The organism is Aquitalea sp. USM4, from assembly GCF_004328945.1.
In the GTDB taxonomy this organism is placed as follows: Bacteria; Pseudomonadota; Gammaproteobacteria; order Burkholderiales; family Chromobacteriaceae; genus Aquitalea; species Aquitalea pelogenes.
Genome location: NZ_CP029539.1, coordinates 3,745,085 through 3,762,472 on the forward strand (window position 1 = coordinate 3,745,085; position 17,388 = coordinate 3,762,472).

Here is a 17,388-nt window from a genome sequence, read left to right on the forward strand (position 1 = left end):
GACGATGTCATGCCAGATGGGGTCAGGTCTTCGCCAGATCAAGCCATTTGGCAGTCTGTTTTGGCTGGTAAGCACGCATGGCTTGCAATAACTGGCTGATATCAGCCGAATGACTGAACAAGTCCATATTGCCCTGCGGTACAAAGCCTTCAGTCACGGCGTGCCGGCTGAGTGCCAGCAAAGGCTGGAAGAAGCCGGCAATATCCAGCAGGCCTACCGGTTTGTCGTGTACCGACAGCTGTGCCCAGGTCAGGATTTCAAACAGCTCGTCAAAGGTGCCAAAGCCGCCGGGCAAGGCAACAAAGCCGTCAGACAGTTCCGCCATCATGGCCTTGCGCTGGTGCATGGTTTGCGTGACATGCAATTCCGTGAGCCCAAGATGGGCAACTTCCTTGGCCTTGAGGAATTCCGGAATCACTCCGATCACCTTGCCGCCAGCAGCCAGTGCGGCATCGGCAGCCACACCCATCAAGCCCACCTTGCCGGCACCATACACCAGGGTGATGCCCTCTTCTGCCAGCGTGCGGCCAAATGCGGCGGCAGCGGCTTGGTATTCAGGACGTGTTCCTTTATTCGAACCACAAAACAGACACAGGGACTTCATCAACACTCTCCAAAAAGAATAAAGCCGGGTGGATGTCTCCAGCCCGGCTGTACTGATTACAGCAATTTTTACAGCACTGCTTGCGGATAGGAGCCAAGCACTTTGACAAAGGAAGTCCGCTCGGACAGGCCGGCCAGCGCAGTCGCGACATTGGCATCGTCGTGATGCCCTTCCATGTCGATAAAGAAGACGTAATCCCACAAACCGGCACGCGACGGGCGCGATTCAAACTTGGTCATCGATACGCCGTTGTCTGCCACCGGTGCCAGCAACTGATGTACCGCACCCGGTCGGTTGGGTGCAGCCACCACGATGGAGGTCTTGTCCTGGCCAGTCACGCCAACTTGCTGATTGCCCAGCACCAGGAAACGGGTGGTGTTGTTCGGTTCGTCTTCGATGTTTTCCGCCAGCTTGACCAGGCCATAGCGCTCCGCCGCAGCCTGACCAGCAATGGCAGCGGCATTGGCATCTTCACCTGCCAGGCGGGCAGCCTCGGCATTACTGGCCACAGACACCCGTTCAACGTGCGCCGGCAGGTTCTTGTTCAGCCATTCATGACATTGCGCCAGCGCCTGGGCATGGGCATACACCCGGGTGATGCCGTTCATGCCTTCCTGTTTGCGCAGCAGGTGATGATGAATACGCAGCACCACCTCACCGCAAATGCGCAGCGGGCTGCTGACCATCAAGTCCAGCGTGCGGCCAACCGCACCTTCGGTGCTGTTTTCTACCGGAGCCACCACATAATCCAGCGTACGGGATTCCACCAGGCGGAAAGCCTCATCCACCGAGGCGCAGGCTACCGTACGCGCAGCATGGCCAAAGTGCTTGATGGCAGCCAGTTGGGTGAAGGTGCCTTCCGGTCCCAGATAGGCAATGGACAAGGGCTTTTCCAGCGCCAGGCATTCGGACATCACCTCGCGGAACAGGCGGGCCACGCTTTCATTTGGCAAGGGGCCCGGATTGAGCTGCTGGATACGGCGCAGCACCTGCGCCTCACGCTCCGGGCGGTAGATGATGCCACCACCCTTGATTTCACCGATTTCACGGGCATGACTGGCGCGGCTGTTCAGCAGGTGGAGGATCTGGGCATCGATGGAATCGATGGCATCGCGATGTTGCTTCAGCAGTTCTTCTGACACGTAATCAATCTTTCACTATGACAAACTGGCCTTTTCCAATCTGGTAAGTTTCCGCGAGATAGCCTTCCGTCGCAAGCACCAGTCGAATGAAATCTGCACATTCAGCCGCATGCGACAGGACATTATCCACCACGATCAGGCCGCCACGCCGCAGAATCCTGCACAAATCAGGCCAATAATCCATGTATCGGCTGCGATCCGCGTCCAGAAACACCACATCCACGCTGCCGTCAGCAGCTTCACGCAAGTAGGCAGAGGCGTCCTGGCAAAGCAGTTCCACCTTGTGTTGCAAGGCAAATTCCTGCAAATGCTGGGCAGCTTGCTCTTGTTTCGCCGGCAAAATGTCCAGACTGGTGACCCGGCCATCCCGGTCGCGCAAGGCCAGCGCCAGCCACAGGGTGGAATAACCGTTGGAGGTACCAATTTCCAGCACATGCTGTGGATTGGCATGCCGCAACAGCTGGTAGAGGAAGCGCCCGGTATCCGGCGTGATGAACAGGTTTTTCAGTGCGCGTTCGGTGGTGACGGCATCGTGATGCTCGCCCTCTTCCCAGATGGCATTCAAGCGGGCAAACAGTTCGGTACTCAGCATGCAAACTCCTGACGCTTCAAAAACAGGCGGTTATCAAGTCGGAAAATGCCATGACAAAGCGTGGCTGCTGATACATCAACAGCAGTATCACCAGCAACAGGCCCAGCACGGCATACAAAACGGTTTTCATGCAGCAGCCTTGTCGGCAAACGCAGCAGATGCCTGCTCGCGGATCGGCAGATTGGCCAGCGCGGCCAGCACGCCCAGCACAATGGCAATGCCCCATACGATGTTGTAATTGCCATTCAGGTCGTACAGCTTGCCTCCCAGCCACACTCCAAGAAAACTGCCCACCTGGTGCGAGAAAAACACGGCTCCTGACAGCATGCCAAGGTGTTGTACGCCAAACTGGCTGGCAATCACGCCGTTGGTCAGCGGTACGGTGGACAGCCATAAAAAGCCCATGACCGAGGCGAATACCAGCACTGACGGCACAGACAACGGCAGAACCAGGAACAGGCCGATGGCAATGCTGCGCGCCAGATAAATGCCGGCCAGCAAGGGCGGCTTGGCAAAGCGGCTACCGGCTTCACCGAAGATGAAGGTGCCAAAGATGTTGAACAGACCGATCAGCGCCAGCGCCAGGCTGGCGATATTGCCGCCCATGCCATGATCACGCAGATAGGCAGGCAGATGCACGCCAATGAACACCACCTGAAAGCCACAGACAAAATAACCCGCCATCAGCAGGCGGAAGCCTTTTTCGGTCCAGGCGCGGGCAAAGGTATGCAGCATACCTTGCAGCAGGTGCGCATGAGCCTGTGGTGTGCCGGTTTGCGGCATGGCCTCTGCCTGTCTGGTCAAGGCACGGCCCAGCGGCAGCATCAGCAGCGCACAGCCACCCAGTACCAGCAGGGAGGGCAGCCAGCCCATGCCGTCAATCAGCGAGCGCTCGATCGGCACCATGGCAAACTGGCCGAATGAGCCGGCAGCGGCTGTCAGACCCATGGCGCGGGAGCGATAAGCAGCGGGTACGGTACGGCCCAGCACACCAAAAATCACGCTATAAGTGGTGCCGGACAATGCCAGCCCCAGCAGGACACCGGCTGACAGGGAAAACAGGACGGGCGTGGCCGATACCGTCATCAGCAGCAGGCCCAGGGCATACAGCAAGCCACCACCCAGCAGTACCTTGCCCGGTCCGTGCCGGTCGGCCAGGGCTCCGGCAAAGGGCTGCGCCAGGCCCCAGATCAGGTTCTGCATGCCCAGTGCAAATGCGAAGCTTTCGCGGGTCCAGCCAAAGGCGCTGGTCATGGGCGGCATGAAAAAGCCGAATCCATGGCGGATGCCCATGGCCAGTGAAACGATGAGGCCGCCCGCAAGCAGCAAGCGTTGAATGGAGCGGTCCATGGAATGATTTCCGATATTGTTATGGTCATCCATCATAAAACCGCAACGCACAAGAAAAAACCCGTGTTGGTCACGGGTTTTTGCACACAGTGTAATACTGGCAGAACAATCAAGCTGCTAGCTCCACCTTAACCGTTCTGGCGGGCGAAGTCCTGCATGAAACTGGCCAGTGCCTTCACGCCTTCAATCGGCATGGCGTTGTAAATGGAGGCACGCATGCCTCCAACCACGCGGTGGCCCTTGAGCTGGATCAGTCCGTTCTTGCGTGCTTCCATCATGAAGCTCTCTTCCAGTGCCTCGTCCTTCAGGCGGAACACCACATTCATGCGCGAACGGAAGGGCTCATCGATATGGGTGGTATAGAAGCCTTCGCTGGCCTGGATGGTGTGATACAGCAGGCCTGCTTTTTCCGCATTGCGGCTTTCCATGCCCTTCACCCCGCCCTGCTGCTTCAGCCACTTAAACACCAGACCGGCGATATAGATGGGGTAAGTGGCCGGGGTGTTGTACATGGAGTCGGCGTCAGCATGTACCTGGTAGTTGAGCATGGTGGGCAGGTCGGCACGGGCGCGGCCCAGCAGGTCTTCACGCACCAGTAGCACCACCAGACCGGACGGGCCGATATTCTTTTGCGCGCCAGCATAGATCAGGCCGAACTTGCTGACATCCACTTCGCGCGACAGGAAGTCGGACGACATGTCACATACCAGTGGCACGCCCAGATCAGACGGGACAAAGGGGAATTGCAAGCCGCCGATGGTTTCGTTCGAGGTGTAGTGCAGATAGGCGGCGTTGGGGTCGCGCTGCCAGGTTTCCTCTGCCGGCACATAGGCAAAGTTGCGGTCTTCGCTGCTGGCTACCACGTTGACATTGCAATAACGACGCGCTTCCTTGATGGCCAGCTTGGACCAGTGCCCGGTATTGACGATGTCGACCGACTGTTTGTCGCCCAGCAAATTGAGCGGCACCATGGAAAACTGCATGGAGGCGCCGCCTTGCAGGAACAGCACCTTGTAACCGGCTGGCACGTGCATCAGCTCGCGCAGATCCTGTTCGGCATCATGGATGATTTCCATGAATTCCTTGCCGCGATGGCTCATTTCCATCACGCACATGCCGGAGCCGTGCCAGTCCAGCATTTCACTTTGGGCTTGTGCCAGAACGTCGTGGGGCAAAACTGCCGGTCCGGCGGAAAAGTTATACACCTTGGCCATGTCTGTCCTCAGTCATTGCTTCAAACTTGCGGCATGACCAGATCAGGCCATGCCTGTGTGTGTCACTGCGTCAGCAGGAAATGGGCCCGTGCCACGGCCACCGGCTTGCGGCGGTCTTCTTGCCAGGCCTCTATCAATACATGCGCCACGCGCTTGCCCTGTTTGGTGATTTCGCAGCGGGCAAACAGGGTTTGCGGTCGGCCGGAGCGCAGGTAGTCCAGCGAAAAATCGACAATTTTGGGTGCTTCCAGCGATTCGCGATGCCAGATCAGGTGCAGCAGCGCGGCATTCTCCAGAAAACCGCCAATCAGGCCGCCATGCAGTGCCGGCAGGACGGTGTTGCCGACATTGCGCTCGGCAAACGGTAGCTGGAACAGCAGCTCGCCTGCTTCATCTTCCAGCATTTCCACGCCCATCAGCCGGGCATAGGGAATGGCGTCAATCAGGGCGGTGAAGTCCTTGGCGTCGCGCAGTGCGGCCAGCTTTTCCATGAAATCGCTCATGGTTTTGCTTCCTGCAACATCGAGGCGCGACTGGATTCCCGCATGAAAGTGGCTACACCATGGGCAATCGGATCAGCAGGATCGTCGTGATAGCACACTGCGCGGGTGAAGGCGATCTGGCTGGCCAGGCGGTAACACTCCGCACGGCAGTGAATGGCCTTGCCCGGTGTGGCCGCCTTCAGGTAGTCGATGCGCAGGTCCAGCGTGGCAATGGTTTCAAAATCCGGCAGGCAGGCGGTGACCGAAACGGCACTGGTGGTATCCACCAGCGAGGTGATCACCCCGCCGTGGATGGTGCCGCTGGCGGGGTTGCCCACCAGGTCTTCCCGCCACTCCACCTTGAGCACCGGGCGTCGACCCTCGGTGCCCAGATACTGGAAACCAAGGGTGGCGCAGTGCGGGAGGGAGACGAAGAGCTTGCTCATCGTCTCCAGCACCTGCGGATTGGCAGGCGTTGCCATCATGCTTCGGCATCCCCTGCGCTGGCGGCGATATCGTCACCGTCAACCACATCGCCATCGACAACTTCGGCTTCCTCGTCAGATTCGCCCTCTGCCACCTTTTCCAGGCCGATCAGCTTCTCGCCTTCGTCCAGGTTGATCAGGCGCACGCCCTGTGCCGAACGGCCGGTTTCACGCACTTCGGATACCTTGGTGCGGATCAGTACGCCACCGGTAGTGATCAGCATCACATCGTCGCTGTCTTCCACCAGGCTGGCTGCCACCAGCTTGAGGCCGGTCTTGTCGGTCAGGTCCATCGCAATCACGCCCTGGGTGCCACGGCTGGTATGACGGAATTCGCCGGTGCGGGTGCGCTTGCCATAGCCGCCATCGCTGGCGGTCAGCACTTGCTGCTCTTCCGAATTGGTGACCAGTAGCGAAATCACCTGCTGGCCTTCGCCCAGCATCATGCCGCGCACGCCACCGGCGGTACGGCCCATGGCACGCACGTCGGTTTCGCTGAAGCGCACGGCCTTGCCGGCGTCGGAGAACAGCATGATCTGGTCGTTGCCGGAAGTCAGGGCGACGCCGATCAGGTTGTCACCTTCGTCCAGACGCACGGCGATGATGCCGGCGGTACGCGGACGGGAGAAGGCTTCCAGCGGGGTTTTCTTCACGGTGCCATTGGCGGTGCACATGAAGATGAACGGGCCCTTGGCCTTGAGGGTGGCGGCTTCGTCATCTTCGTTTTCGTCGCACACGGCTTCGGCATCGGTGAAGGCCTTGATCGGCAGCAGTGCGTTGATTTTCTCGCCATCGGCCAGCGGCAGCACATTCACCATCGGCTTGCCGCGGCTGTTGCGACCGCCTTGCGGCAGATCGTAAACCTTGATCCAGTAGCAGCGGCCCTTGCTGGAGAAGCACAGCACGTAGTCGTGGGTATTGGCCACAAACAGGGTGTCGATGAAATCGTCATCCTTGGTGGCGGCAGCCTGCTTGCCGCGACCGCCACGGCGTTGCGAGCGGTAGTCGTCAATCGGCTGAGTCTTGATATAGCCGGTATGGGAGATGGTCACCACCATGTCTTGCGGGGTGATCAGGTCCTCGATATTGATGTCGCCACCGAACGGTTCGATTTCCGAACGACGTTCGTCACCGAACTGGGTCTTGATGGCAGAGAGTTCGTCACCAATGATCTGGTTGATGCGTTCCGGACGTTCAAGAATGTCGATCAGATCCAGAATGATGGCCATGATGTCGCGGTATTCGCCGACGATCTTGTCCTGTTCCAGGCCGGTCAGGCGTTGCAGACGCATTTCCAGGATGGCCTGGGCTTGCGCGTCGGACAGGCGGTAGCCATCCGGGTGCAGGCCAAACTCGGCGTCCAGCCCGTCCGGGCGCGCCTTGCTCTGGTCCACGCGGGAAAGCATCTCTTCCACCAGCTCCGAGCGCCATGCGCGCGCCATCAGCGCTACCTTGGCAGCCGGCGGGGTTTCCGAGGCTTTGATCAGCGCGATGATGTCGTCGACATTGGACAGCGCAACGGCCAGGCCTTCCAGGATGTGGCCACGCTCGCGCGCCTTGCGCAGTTCGTAGATGGTGCGGCGGGTGACGACTTCGCGGCGGTGACGCAGGAATTCGTCGATGATCTGCTTCAGGTTCAACAGGCGCGGCTGGCCGTCGACCAGTGCCACCATGTTGATGCCGAAGCTGTCTTGCAGCTGGGTGAGCTTGAACAGGTGGTTGAGTACCACCTCCGGCATTTCGCCGCGCTTGAGCTCGATCACCACGCGCATGCCGGACTTGTCCGACTCGTCGCGCAGGTCGGAAATGCCTTCGATCTGCTTGTCACGCACCAGTTCGGCAATGCGCTCCAGCAGACGGGACTTGTTCACCTGATACGGAATCTCGTCGACGATGATGGCCTGACGGTCACCCTTGCCGATGTCTTCAAAGTGGGTACGGGCGCGCATGATGACGCGACCGCGACCGGTACGGTAGCCCTCTTTCACCCCGGCGGTGCCGTAGATGATGCCTGCCGTCGGGAAGTCCGGTGCCGGAATGATGTCGATCAGCTCGTCGATGGTCATTTCCGGGTTGGCCAGCAGCGCCAGACAGCCGTCCACCACTTCGGTGAGGTTGTGCGGCGGGATGTTGGTGGCCATGCCTACGGCAATGCCGGAGGAGCCATTGATCAGCAGGTTGGGAATCTTGGCCGGCAGGATCAGCGGTTCGTGTTCGGAGCCGTCGTAGTTCGGCCCGAAGTCCACGGTTTCCTTGTCGATATCCGCCAGCAGTTCGTGCGCGATGCGCGCCATGCGGATTTCGGTGTAACGCATGGCGGCGGCGCTGTCGCCATCCACCGAACCGAAGTTGCCCTGGCCATCCACCAGCGGGTAGCGCAGGCTGAAGTCCTGCGCCATGCGCACGATGGTGTCGTAAACCGCCGAGTCACCGTGCGGGTGGTATTTACCAATGACATCGCCCACGATACGCGCGGATTTCTTGTATGCACGGTTCCAGTCGTTGGAAAGTTCGTGCATGGCAAACAGCACGCGACGATGTACCGGTTTGAGGCCATCACGCACATCGGGAAGTGCACGACCCACGATCACGCTCATGGCGTAGTCGAGGTAGGAGCGGCGCATTTCCTCTTCGAGGCTGATTGGGATCGTTTCCTTGGCGAAAAGCTGATCTGTCATGGGTAAATGGCTATCTTTTCAGGAATCAAAAATAAGCTTTGATTCTACCACGTCCACCCCGTCAGCGCATGTCTTGTCGTGCGCCCCGCCCCGTGCCACACCAGCCATTCAAGGCCTTGCCGGGAACTGCATGACCATCCCCTTGCTGCTCAGTGACTTAGCGCGGCGGGCAGATGGAAATTCACCGTGCCGACCGCGCCTGCAATGTAAAAACGGGCCGCCATGCAAACATGGCGACCCGTCGGACAATGGAAGGCTGACCGGTATTCAGCGGCTCAGCTGGATTGATGTCCGCTGCCAAACTCCCAGCTCATGGCCCAGGCGTAGAAGGCAATCAGCATCATCACATTCAGCATCAGGCTGAACAGGATGAACAGCATGGGCATGAACATCAGCGAGCCGTAGTGCATGACGATTGCCGCCAGAAAATAATGCAGCGGCGCTGCCACCAGCAAATAGGCCATGGAAATCGCCGTCAGCAGGATTTTCTCCACGATGGGCTTGTTCAGGATGTTGAAGGTGATGCTGTGTATCCACGGCACCAGGAAAGTAAGGATCAACACCGTTTCCAGACAGGTGTGGTGGTATTCCGGCAGCGAATGCGTAAAACCTGCCGGATACAGCGCAAAGAACAGGCAGGCGCTGCCATGCACGATGACAATCAGGCGCAGCACATAGCGCATGGGCGTGTTTTCCTTGTTGATCAGGAAAGACAGCACCAGCAATACCACGCATGCCACGCAATTGAGCCACCACTGCCAGTAGCTGGGCACCGAGGCGGACAGCTCCAGCCAGGGCAAGGAAACCATCGGGTGCAGCGGCCAGCCGTCAATAGCCTGACTGGACAGATCAGCCGGCACGCCGGTAAAGGCCACCGCCCAGGCGGTCAGCGCCTGCCAGAACTGCATCACCTGCGGCAGGAAAGCCAGCAGGATCAGGTCAAACAGCAATGGCAGGCCGATGATCTCCACCCAGCGTACCCGGGTGAAGCGCTCGGTGCGCATGGCGCGATGGCTCTGGATGACACCACCGGCATAGCCGGTGCTGCGCATCGCATTGAGCAAGTCCGCGCGCTGTTTGAGACTCATGGCAGGTCCCAGAACACGGAGGCGGAACCACCAGAGCGCTGGTAATACGTGCCGTGGTAGTAATCCACCGTGGCATGCACACCCCAGTGCGGGCCGATCCATTCTTTCCAGCCCAGGCTGTAATACTGGCTGTCAAACACCTGTTGCGAGGCGCTGTTGCCAACCGGCATGTAACCTTCACTGCCGGAGTTGACCGACAGTACGATCTGACGCCAGCGGTCGCGACCATAGGTGACGGCACCATAGCCCTGGGTGGAAATGACACTGCCAGGATTGCTCAGGTTGCGGTGAATGCCGCCTTCGATGACCCACGGGCCGTCAAAGTAATAGATCAGGCCAGCGGTATAAACGCGGTCACTGTAGCCCTGGCGGTTGTCGTTGTAGGCAAAGCCGAAGGTGGATACCAGATTGCGATCGGCCAGCCATTTGCGGTTGATGGCTGCGCCGTAGTGCTTGTCAGCCCAGAAAGTACCGGCACTGCTCTTGCCGAATTCCAGACGACCGAACCAGTCCTGGTTGATGTCATGGTTCCAGCCGCCATTGAACGACGTGCCGCTTTCCCCGAAGCGGTGGTCATTCTGCACGATCCAGTCGAATACATTGGCGGTATCCGTCTGCCACACACCGGAAACAAAGGCGCTGTTCCAGTCGCCATTGCCACCGCTGACATGGTGACCGCCGCCGCCTACTTCAATGCTGCGGCTCATGGAGTACGGACCAGCCACTTCCGGTGCCGCAGCGGCCTCGGGAGCTTCTGGTGCGGCAGCGGCTTCAGCCGCCGGTGCCGCAGCAGCTTCCGCTGCAGCCGGGGCAGCTTCGGCGGCCGGCATGGCGTCTTCCGCCATCGCCAGCGGCGTGCTCAATACGCTGGCAAGCAGCAAGGCATAGTGTTGTTGTTTGAGTTTCATCATTCCCCTCACTGAGAAATACCTGTTGTCGGTAGATAGTCGATTTGCAAATCCTTGCCGGACTGCGCGGTAATGCGCCAGTCGGTGGCGGTTTCCTCGATGCGCGCGGCACCTGCCGTCACTTGCGGCTTGCCGCTGACGCCTGCCTTGGGCAGCAGCCAGCTCTGATCAGCCAGTGATTGCGGATTGTTCGCCTGAATGCGCAGGCGTCCATCCGCGGCACCAGCCAGCGGACGGGTTTTCCATGTGGTCAGTTCGCGTTGCGACAGGAAGCGCGCCAGGCCGGACATGGTGTACCAGCGGAACTTGCCACTGCTGCGCAACGCAGCGGTTTGCGCCAGCCATTGGGCGGCAGCATCCTGGAAGAAATACACACCGGGCGGATGGAAATACACCAGGCGTGCCTCACCCTGATCCACCACGAACCGGGTCATGGCCTGCAGCCATGCCTGCATGCGCGGCTGACCGTAATTGTTGCGCACGCCTTCTTCAAACGAGGCTACCGCACCATCTGCCGAAACCGGGAAGGACCACGGGCGGCCATGCATGTCGGACGGATCAATAAAGGAACGGGTCGGGCCCATCGACAGATTGGCCACCTGGTAATAGGCAATCACGCCATGCTTGCGCAGCCAGTCGGTCACCCAGCCCGGCTGGTTGCCGTTGGGGGCGGAGTACTCGGTCAGCGGCTGATGGATGACGTTTTCCAGATCTTGCTTGTTATGCTCCAGATACGGCGTCCACTCTGCTCCGTTGTGCTCGTTGATGTTGAAGGCAAAGTAGTTGTGCGCCCAGCCACCATGCGCTCCGATTTCGTTACCCATGCCCTTGAGGCGGCTGACCAGCGCCTGTGCCTTCGGGTTGTTGGCCAGATCCATGCCCATGTGATCGCCGGGGCGGTTGGTGTCCGGGCCGGTGGTGAAGTGGATGGAATACGGCCCCTGCTTGAGGAAGCCGATTTTCTCCAGCATGTCGATATACGGCAGCGCATTGGCTGCATCAACGTGCCAGTTCATCACCAGTCCGCCAATGCCGTCCGGCACGGCGGACAAGCGCGGCAGATGCAATACCTGGCCATTGAAAAAGGCCATGAAGGAATGCAGCCACAGGCCGTCAGTACGCACTGCCAGATAACCCACCGGCAGATTGACGAACAAGACCTTGCCCTTGCCGTAATCACGCAGGCCAGCCAGCACCGAGCCGTCACGTCCTTCGGCCATCAGCTTGCCGGGGAACTGTCCACGCGTTTCAAAATAGCTGAACGCCGCATTGTCATAGCCATAGGTTGTGGCCTGCAGCCAGCCATTGCCACTGGCGGTATAGGGCTGGAAGCGGCCGGGCGCAATGGCCAAGTCTGTGATGGTGGAAGGCGGCACCAGCAGCATGTCGTTGTGGATCATGCCCTTGCCACGCTCGCGGAACAGCAGGTAGTCCACCCCCACCAGACGGGTCAGCTCGGCACGGTCCAGGAAGCGGCCATCGGCATTTTCGGTGGCTGCGTCATAGTTCAGCCACAGCGCCCCACCCTGGCGGACATATTCCTCCAGCACGCCACCCAGGGCGGATGTGACATGACGATGAATGCTGTCCGGCAACACCACGCCACGAATTTGCGCACGCTGCGCAGCATCCAGCGCCACAAAGTCGGCGGCGCGCATGGGAGTCATCAGCACACCGCTTTCTGCGGCGGCGTCCTGCCAGGTCAGCACGTATTTCCGCGAGGCTTCCGTATCCGGCAGCAACAAGACAATTCCGGCATCCGGAGCTGTCGCATTGCGGCTGCGCTGCCAATGCCACGCCAGACTGGCCAACAACACCAGAACCAGCAGCAGCACAAACCAGACCCACTTGGGCCATTGCTGTACTTTCATCAAACCTTACTTCCCCTCTTCTTGCTCAGCCGGATTGAAACGCTGTTCCAATCCCTGAAAAATAGCCTCTTCCAGCACATTCCAGCGCCGTCCGAGTCGCGATGGCGCTGCACGCTCCCACCATTGGCGCGCCACATCTTCCCGCTGGCTTTTAAGTGCAGCCAGGGTCAGCAGACCCCAGGCAAAATCCAGCTTCTTTTCATCCTGCATCAGCCATGGCCGCCCTTCGCCATTCAGCCAGTCATCCAGACCGGGCTGCCCTGGCGGCAAGCGCATGCCCGCCATCAGCGGAAACAGCTGTGCGGCACTGCGCGGGTAGAACGCCGCCGCCGGTTCGCCGTGCGTGGCAGTACGCCAGACATGACGGCGCGGGTTCCAGAACACCCGCACCATGGCGCGTTCCAGCTGGTCCGCCTGCTGGCAACCGAGGCCGGCATGGTGGCAGTCGTCACGCAAGGCTTCCAGCACTTCCGCGTTATCCATCAGGTAACCCAGATCGGCACCGCGGGCGTAATGAAACACGCCACTGGCAACACGCAGCCGCAGCAGGGCTTTTCTGGCCTTGCGCAGCGATTGCTGCAAGTCAGGGCTCATGTTGTCCGCTGTGCCATACACCCGGTACAGCAAGGACAGCCACAGGGCCATGGTGGAGTCATCGGCGTCAGCATTGGCAAATCGACGCCACTCGCCGTTCTTTCCCCGGATGAAGCGGGGAAAGCTGCCATTGGCTTCCTGGCGCGGCTGCAGCCAGGCTATCCATACGGTGGCAGCGGGCTTGGCATCCAGCCCCAGCTCGTCCGCCGCCAGCAAGGCCTTCATGGCAAAGTACGGATCAACCACGCCACCCTCGTGTTGCAGCAGGATGGCGCCGTCTTCCGTCTGGTACTGTTGCAAATCCAGGCTGTCATTGGCCATGGCGCTTCCTGTCCACAGCAAGCAGGACAAACCCAGCCATGCGAGTTCTTTACGCCAGCTGCGCACGTTCATGCCGGATCGCACCACGTGTCCGTGCCCATACGGTGCCATGCACCAGCATGGGCAGCTTCAGCCGGATGGAGCTGGAGGAGACGCTGATCGGGCTGTGCAGACTGCCCAGCACGCAACGACTGCCGACATAGACAAAGCGCTCGGCCACAATCGGGCCCAGCAGCAGGCAGTCATTCAGGCAGGAAACCGACATGTCGGACACCATGGCCCCTTCGACAGCCACTGCATTGCCGATATGGATATTGCCACTGGCCTTGATGCTGCCCTGGATGTAACAACCATGGCCGATTTTCAGCGTGCCATGCACCACCAGGTGGCCGCGGATGACCGTGTCGTCCGGAATGGTGAGATTGCCTTCCACCACCACCCGCTGGATGTCGTCATTGAAAAACACCGTATGTTCCAGTGCCGTAATGTCGAACTCGCGGTACGGACCCATCGGCATCACTGGCCGCCAGGATAGACCCATGCGAATGACAGGTGCCTGGATGCGCTGGAAGCTGGCCGGGCCGGCAAAGGTCATTTCCTGCGCCGCCACCATGCGGCCGAACAGCGTGGCATTGCGACCAATCAGCATGTGACGGGCACTGGCCCAGCGCACCACCGAATTGTGATCACCCAGAATCAGGTCGCCTTCGGCCAGCAAGCTGCGCAGGATAACCCCGCCATGGGTTTCCACATCCCCCGCGCAATACACTTCCTTGAGAAAGCTGAAATCAGACGGAATTACCAGCCCTGCCGTGGACAGTACTTCTTCCTCGACTGTTTTTTCCAGCAGCACACTCCAGGATGCCAGCCGGGAATTCCAGTAATTCTGCAGCTGATCCAGCAGGCCATGGCTTTCCAGGTATTTGCGATAGTTTTCGGCAAATACATTGGACGAACCGGTATGCAGACGATTGATACCCAGCGAAGTGACGTCGGTCTTGCGGATCAACTCCAGCAAGGCGGGCAACAAGGGCAGCAACATCAACAGCAATACGATTACAGCAAACAGCAATACCATCATTTGGCCTGCCCCCGATAACGCTTGGTCTTGTCCCAGTGCAGGTTTTGCGTCTTGCGGAAGGGCTCGATGATGAATTGCAGGATGGTGGCGTGCGAAATGGTCACCAGACTGACAATGAAACCAAAGATGGAGAACGGCAGAATGCGCAAGCGGTTGCCGCTGCCATCCAGATAGCAGGCCGTGCCGATTTCAAAAAACGCGGCAAAATTGCCCATGGCGCTGTAACACACCAGACCCAGGATCAGGAAGAAACCGGGTGAGGGCAAGACGCTGTCGAAGTAGAACAGGATCAGGGTGATCAACCAGCCCAAGAGCAAAAACGGCGACATGGCATAAGTGCCAAGCAACAGCAAGCCATCCGATTTTTCACGGAAGGGCACGCCCTTGGTGCGCAGCAAACGGCCCACGTGACGCGCCAGTGCCTGATTGTGGCCGCGCGTCCAGCGCATCAGCTGGCGAATGCGCACCGGCCAGCTTTCCGGGACTTCCTCATAGCATTCGGAACGGTTGGTATAGGCTGTCAGCCAGCCGCCAATCAGCAGGCGGTAGGTCAGGTCGGTGTCTTCGGCCAGCACGTCATCATGCCAGCCACCCACGCTTTCCAGCGCGGCCACGCGGATGCCACCCACGGTGCCACCATATTGCGGCACCAGCTTCATGTTCATCCGTGCCTGCTGGTCTACCTGGTAGCCCCCTGCCCGCTCCATGTCCAGCAGGCGGGTCAGCATGTTGGTGCCGGCATTGAGCGGTACCACGCGCCCCATCACCGCCCCTACTTCCGGGTCGAAAAACGGTGCCACCAGCTGTTTGAGCAAGCCGCGCCCCGGTACGTAGTCGGCATCGAACACGATGAAAATGTCGGTGTCGATCATGGCCGTGGCATCTTTCAGTGCAGCGGCCTTGCCCGGCTTGCCCGAGGTGCGGTGAAACGGGCGGATGATGTCCGGACGACGTGCGGCAATCTGGTCGATGATTTCACGCGTGCCATCGGAGGAGCGGTCATTCACCGGCATGATGATCATGCGGCCATCCGGATAGTCGGACTCCAGCAAGGCCTCCATCGCATCGGCAATCACCGCCTCTTCGTTGTGCGCGGCAATGAATACCGTCACCCGCGGCCATTCGGCAGTTTCGATATCCAGATACGGATGGCGCTGCTTGCCGAACAGGCGGTTGAGCGTGAAGGCCATGTGACGCACGGCATACACCATGATGAAGGCCACAATCACGTACAGGATGATGGCCAGAATGCGCAGGAACCACAACGCAGGCGCCGAGCGCTGGCCGTGGTGCGGCGGGTCTTCCTCCGCAGTGGCGCTGTTCTTGTCATCCTTGATCTGCTGTTCGATCACCGCCTGGGTACGGCTCAGCGCAGCCTCACTGGCCGCGCCCTTCACCTCGACTGCCGGGCTGTGACGTTGCGCCGCAGGCACGCTGGCGTCTGGCGGCAAATCCACCGCCTCTTCAATAGGCAGTGCCGCCAGGGCGGCGGCGGATTGACTGTTGGCTGCCGATGCAGGCTTGGCAGGCTTTGCAGCCTGCACTGTCATGCTCGCCCCCAGTAGCAGCAACATCAGCAAGGCGCGCACGCTGCGTCCCCGCTTGTGTTCAGCTTGCTGTGGCAAGGGTCGCCTCCGCAGCCATTTCATGCCGCAACTGCGGCAGGGATGCCAGAATGCTGGCAATGCGCCGTCCGGCAGAACCATCGCCATACGGGCTGTGCGCCTGCGACATATTGGCGTACACCATGGCGTCATCCAGCAGTTCGCTGGCGCAGCGCACGATGTTTTCCGCCTCCGTACCCACCAGACGCGCCACGCCGGCGGCCAGTGCTTCGGGGCGCTCGGTGGTGTCGCGGGTTACCAGTACCGGCTTGCCCAGCGCCGGGGCTTCTTCCTGGATACCACCAGAGTCGGTGATGATCAGGTGGCAGCGGTTCATCAGATAGACAAAGGGCAGATATTCCTGCGGTTCGATCAGATGAATGTTGGATACGCGGGACAGTAGTTCGAACACCGGTTTGCGCACATTGGGGTTCAGATGCACCGGGTAGACAATGTCCACATCCGGGTAGCGCTGAGCCAGTTTGAGCAGGCCGTTGCAGAAGCTGGCAAATTTGTCGCCAAAGTTCTCGCGGCGATGTCCGGTAACCAGAATCATGCGGGCATCGGTACGGATAAAGGAGAAGCTCTCCTCCATGCTGGCGCGCAGGTCGGCATTTTTTTGCAGTTTTTCCACTGCCAGCTTCAGGGTATCAACCACGCTGTTGCCGGTAATGAAAATGCGCGACGGGTCGATTTTTTCCGCGTACAGGTTGCGGCAGGACTCTTCTGTCGGGGCAAAGTAGAAACTGGTCAGCGTATCGGTAACGCGGCGGTTCATTTCTTCAGGCCACGGCGAATACAGATCACCGGTACGCAAACCGGCTTCCACGTGGCCGATAGGCACCTTGCGGTAAAACGCAGCCAGGCTGGCACCCAGGGTGGTGGCGGTATCGCCATGCACCAGCACCACGTCGGGGCGCTCCTGCTCCAGCACCTTGTCGATGCCCTCAATCAGCCTTGCTGTCAGCGACGCCAGGCTTTGCCCCTGCTGCATCAGTTGCAGGTCGAAGTCAGGCTTGACCTCAAAAAAGTCCAGTACCTGATCCAGCATTTCCCGATGCTGACCCGTCACACAAACCCGCGACTCGATATTGGGAAAAGACTCCAGTGCCTGGATGACCGGCACCATTTTCACGGCTTCCGGCCGTGTACCGAATACTGTCAAAACCTTGATCACGCGACTACCCCGTTTGCATAATTCTTCATCTGCCCACATTGCGCACCTAACCTTTGCAATTGCTTGTGTCGTGCACTGAAACTGCCTGCCATCCCGACCTTGAAGGTCCATGATTGCTGCCACTCCGTTCTGCGTCCGTATTTTTATTGAGCAAACATCGTGCCCATTCTTGGCGGATTTCAGCCGGAGTGGCTTTT

General features: G+C 59.5%; 15 protein-coding genes. All 15 read right to left on the reverse strand.

Annotated elements, in window-relative coordinates:
* Positions 1–22 precede the first annotated feature (22 nt).
* The 15 genes from DKK66_RS17235 to wecB all read right to left on the reverse strand — a co-directional run bounded on the left by DKK66_RS17235 (position 23) and on the right by wecB (position 17,191).
* Positions 23–604, reverse strand: coding sequence for a TIGR00730 family Rossman fold protein (locus tag DKK66_RS17235; protein ID WP_165494215.1), 582 nt, complete (start codon positions 602–604; stop codon positions 23–25).
* 68 nt (positions 605–672) lie between these two features.
* Positions 673–1,746, reverse strand: coding sequence for a prephenate dehydratase (gene pheA / locus DKK66_RS17240; protein WP_045846919.1), 1,074 nt, complete (start codon positions 1,744–1,746; stop codon positions 673–675).
* 4 nt (positions 1,747–1,750) lie between these two features.
* A complete protein-coding gene (locus DKK66_RS17245; RefSeq protein ID WP_131360056.1) occupies positions 1,751–2,338 on the reverse strand; it encodes an O-methyltransferase in 588 nt (195 codons plus the stop codon).
* Between the two features lie 126 nt (positions 2,339–2,464).
* Complete coding sequence (locus DKK66_RS17250) at positions 2,465–3,688, reverse strand: MFS transporter (protein ID WP_045846917.1); 1,224 nt, start codon at positions 3,686–3,688, stop codon at positions 2,465–2,467.
* A 128-nt stretch (positions 3,689–3,816) separates the two neighbouring features.
* The gene (gene serC, locus DKK66_RS17255; protein ID WP_045846916.1) at positions 3,817–4,902 is read right to left on the reverse strand and encodes a 3-phosphoserine/phosphohydroxythreonine transaminase; all 1,086 of its coding nucleotides are present in this window, start codon (positions 4,900–4,902) and stop codon (positions 3,817–3,819) included.
* 62 nt (positions 4,903–4,964) lie between these two features.
* Entirely contained in the window at positions 4,965–5,405 is a 441-nt protein-coding gene (locus DKK66_RS17260; protein ID WP_045846915.1) for a PaaI family thioesterase, read from the reverse strand.
* Positions 5,402–5,869, reverse strand: a complete 468-nt coding sequence (locus DKK66_RS17265) for a PaaI family thioesterase (RefSeq protein WP_131360058.1) — start codon at positions 5,867–5,869, stop codon at positions 5,402–5,404. The genes DKK66_RS17260 and DKK66_RS17265 overlap by 4 nt, the downstream gene beginning before the upstream one ends.
* Positions 5,866–8,547 (reverse strand): DNA gyrase subunit A, encoded by a 2,682-nt coding sequence (gene gyrA / locus DKK66_RS17270; protein ID WP_131360060.1) that lies wholly within the window; start codon positions 8,545–8,547, stop codon positions 5,866–5,868. Before gyrA ends, DKK66_RS17265 begins: the two co-directional genes overlap by 4 nt.
* A gap of 275 nt (positions 8,548–8,822) precedes the next feature.
* The gene (locus DKK66_RS17275; RefSeq protein WP_131360062.1) at positions 8,823–9,635 is read right to left on the reverse strand and encodes a hypothetical protein; all 813 of its coding nucleotides are present in this window, start codon (positions 9,633–9,635) and stop codon (positions 8,823–8,825) included.
* A complete protein-coding gene (locus tag DKK66_RS17280) occupies positions 9,632–10,546 on the reverse strand; it encodes a YaiO family outer membrane beta-barrel protein (RefSeq protein ID WP_131360064.1) in 915 nt (304 codons plus the stop codon). Before DKK66_RS17280 ends, DKK66_RS17275 begins: the two co-directional genes overlap by 4 nt.
* 5 nt (positions 10,547–10,551) lie before the next feature.
* Positions 10,552–12,414, reverse strand: a complete 1,863-nt coding sequence (locus DKK66_RS17285; protein WP_131360066.1) for a hypothetical protein — start codon at positions 12,412–12,414, stop codon at positions 10,552–10,554.
* Positions 12,415–12,420: 6 nt separating this feature from the next.
* Positions 12,421–13,329: a hypothetical protein gene (locus DKK66_RS17290; RefSeq protein WP_131360068.1), complete on the reverse strand. Its 909-nt coding sequence runs from the start codon at positions 13,327–13,329 to the stop codon at positions 12,421–12,423.
* Positions 13,330–13,378: 49 nt separating this feature from the next.
* On the reverse strand, positions 13,379–14,410 hold the full coding sequence (locus DKK66_RS17295; RefSeq protein ID WP_062786889.1) for a hypothetical protein: 1,032 nt from the start codon (positions 14,408–14,410) through the stop codon (positions 13,379–13,381).
* On the reverse strand, positions 14,407–16,035 hold the full coding sequence (locus DKK66_RS17300; RefSeq protein ID WP_207389802.1) for a glycosyltransferase family 2 protein: 1,629 nt from the start codon (positions 16,033–16,035) through the stop codon (positions 14,407–14,409). Before DKK66_RS17300 ends, DKK66_RS17295 begins: the two co-directional genes overlap by 4 nt.
* Complete coding sequence (gene wecB, locus DKK66_RS17305) at positions 16,019–17,191, reverse strand: non-hydrolyzing UDP-N-acetylglucosamine 2-epimerase (RefSeq protein ID WP_131360070.1); 1,173 nt, start codon at positions 17,189–17,191, stop codon at positions 16,019–16,021. Before wecB ends, DKK66_RS17300 begins: the two co-directional genes overlap by 17 nt.
* Between the last annotated feature and the right edge of the window lie 197 nt (positions 17,192–17,388).

Coding starts and splice junctions, on each gene's coding strand:
- DKK66_RS17260 (WP_045846915.1), bottom strand. CDS start 5,405: ATGAGCGATTTCATGGAAAAGCTGGCCGCACTGCGCGACGCCAAGGAC.
- gyrA (WP_131360060.1), bottom strand. CDS start 8,547: ATGACAGATCAGCTTTTCGCCAAGGAAACGATCCCAATCAGCCTCGAA.
- DKK66_RS17235 (WP_165494215.1), bottom strand. CDS start 604: ATGAAGTCCCTGTGTCTGTTTTGTGGTTCGAATAAAGGAACACGTCCT.
- DKK66_RS17250 (WP_045846917.1), bottom strand. CDS start 3,688: ATGGACCGCTCCATTCAACGCTTGCTGCTTGCGGGCGGCCTCATCGTT.
- DKK66_RS17275 (WP_131360062.1), bottom strand. CDS start 9,635: ATGAGTCTCAAACAGCGCGCGGACTTGCTCAATGCGATGCGCAGCACC.
- DKK66_RS17280 (WP_131360064.1), bottom strand. CDS start 10,546: ATGATGAAACTCAAACAACAACACTATGCCTTGCTGCTTGCCAGCGTA.
- DKK66_RS17265 (WP_131360058.1), bottom strand. CDS start 5,869: ATGATGGCAACGCCTGCCAATCCGCAGGTGCTGGAGACGATGAGCAAG.
- DKK66_RS17285 (WP_131360066.1), bottom strand. CDS start 12,414: ATGAAAGTACAGCAATGGCCCAAGTGGGTCTGGTTTGTGCTGCTGCTG.
- DKK66_RS17290 (WP_131360068.1), bottom strand. CDS start 13,329: ATGGCCAATGACAGCCTGGATTTGCAACAGTACCAGACGGAAGACGGC.
- DKK66_RS17295 (WP_062786889.1), bottom strand. CDS start 14,410: ATGATGGTATTGCTGTTTGCTGTAATCGTATTGCTGTTGATGTTGCTG.
- serC (WP_045846916.1), bottom strand. CDS start 4,902: ATGGCCAAGGTGTATAACTTTTCCGCCGGACCGGCAGTTTTGCCCCAC.
- DKK66_RS17245 (WP_131360056.1), bottom strand. CDS start 2,338: ATGCTGAGTACCGAACTGTTTGCCCGCTTGAATGCCATCTGGGAAGAG.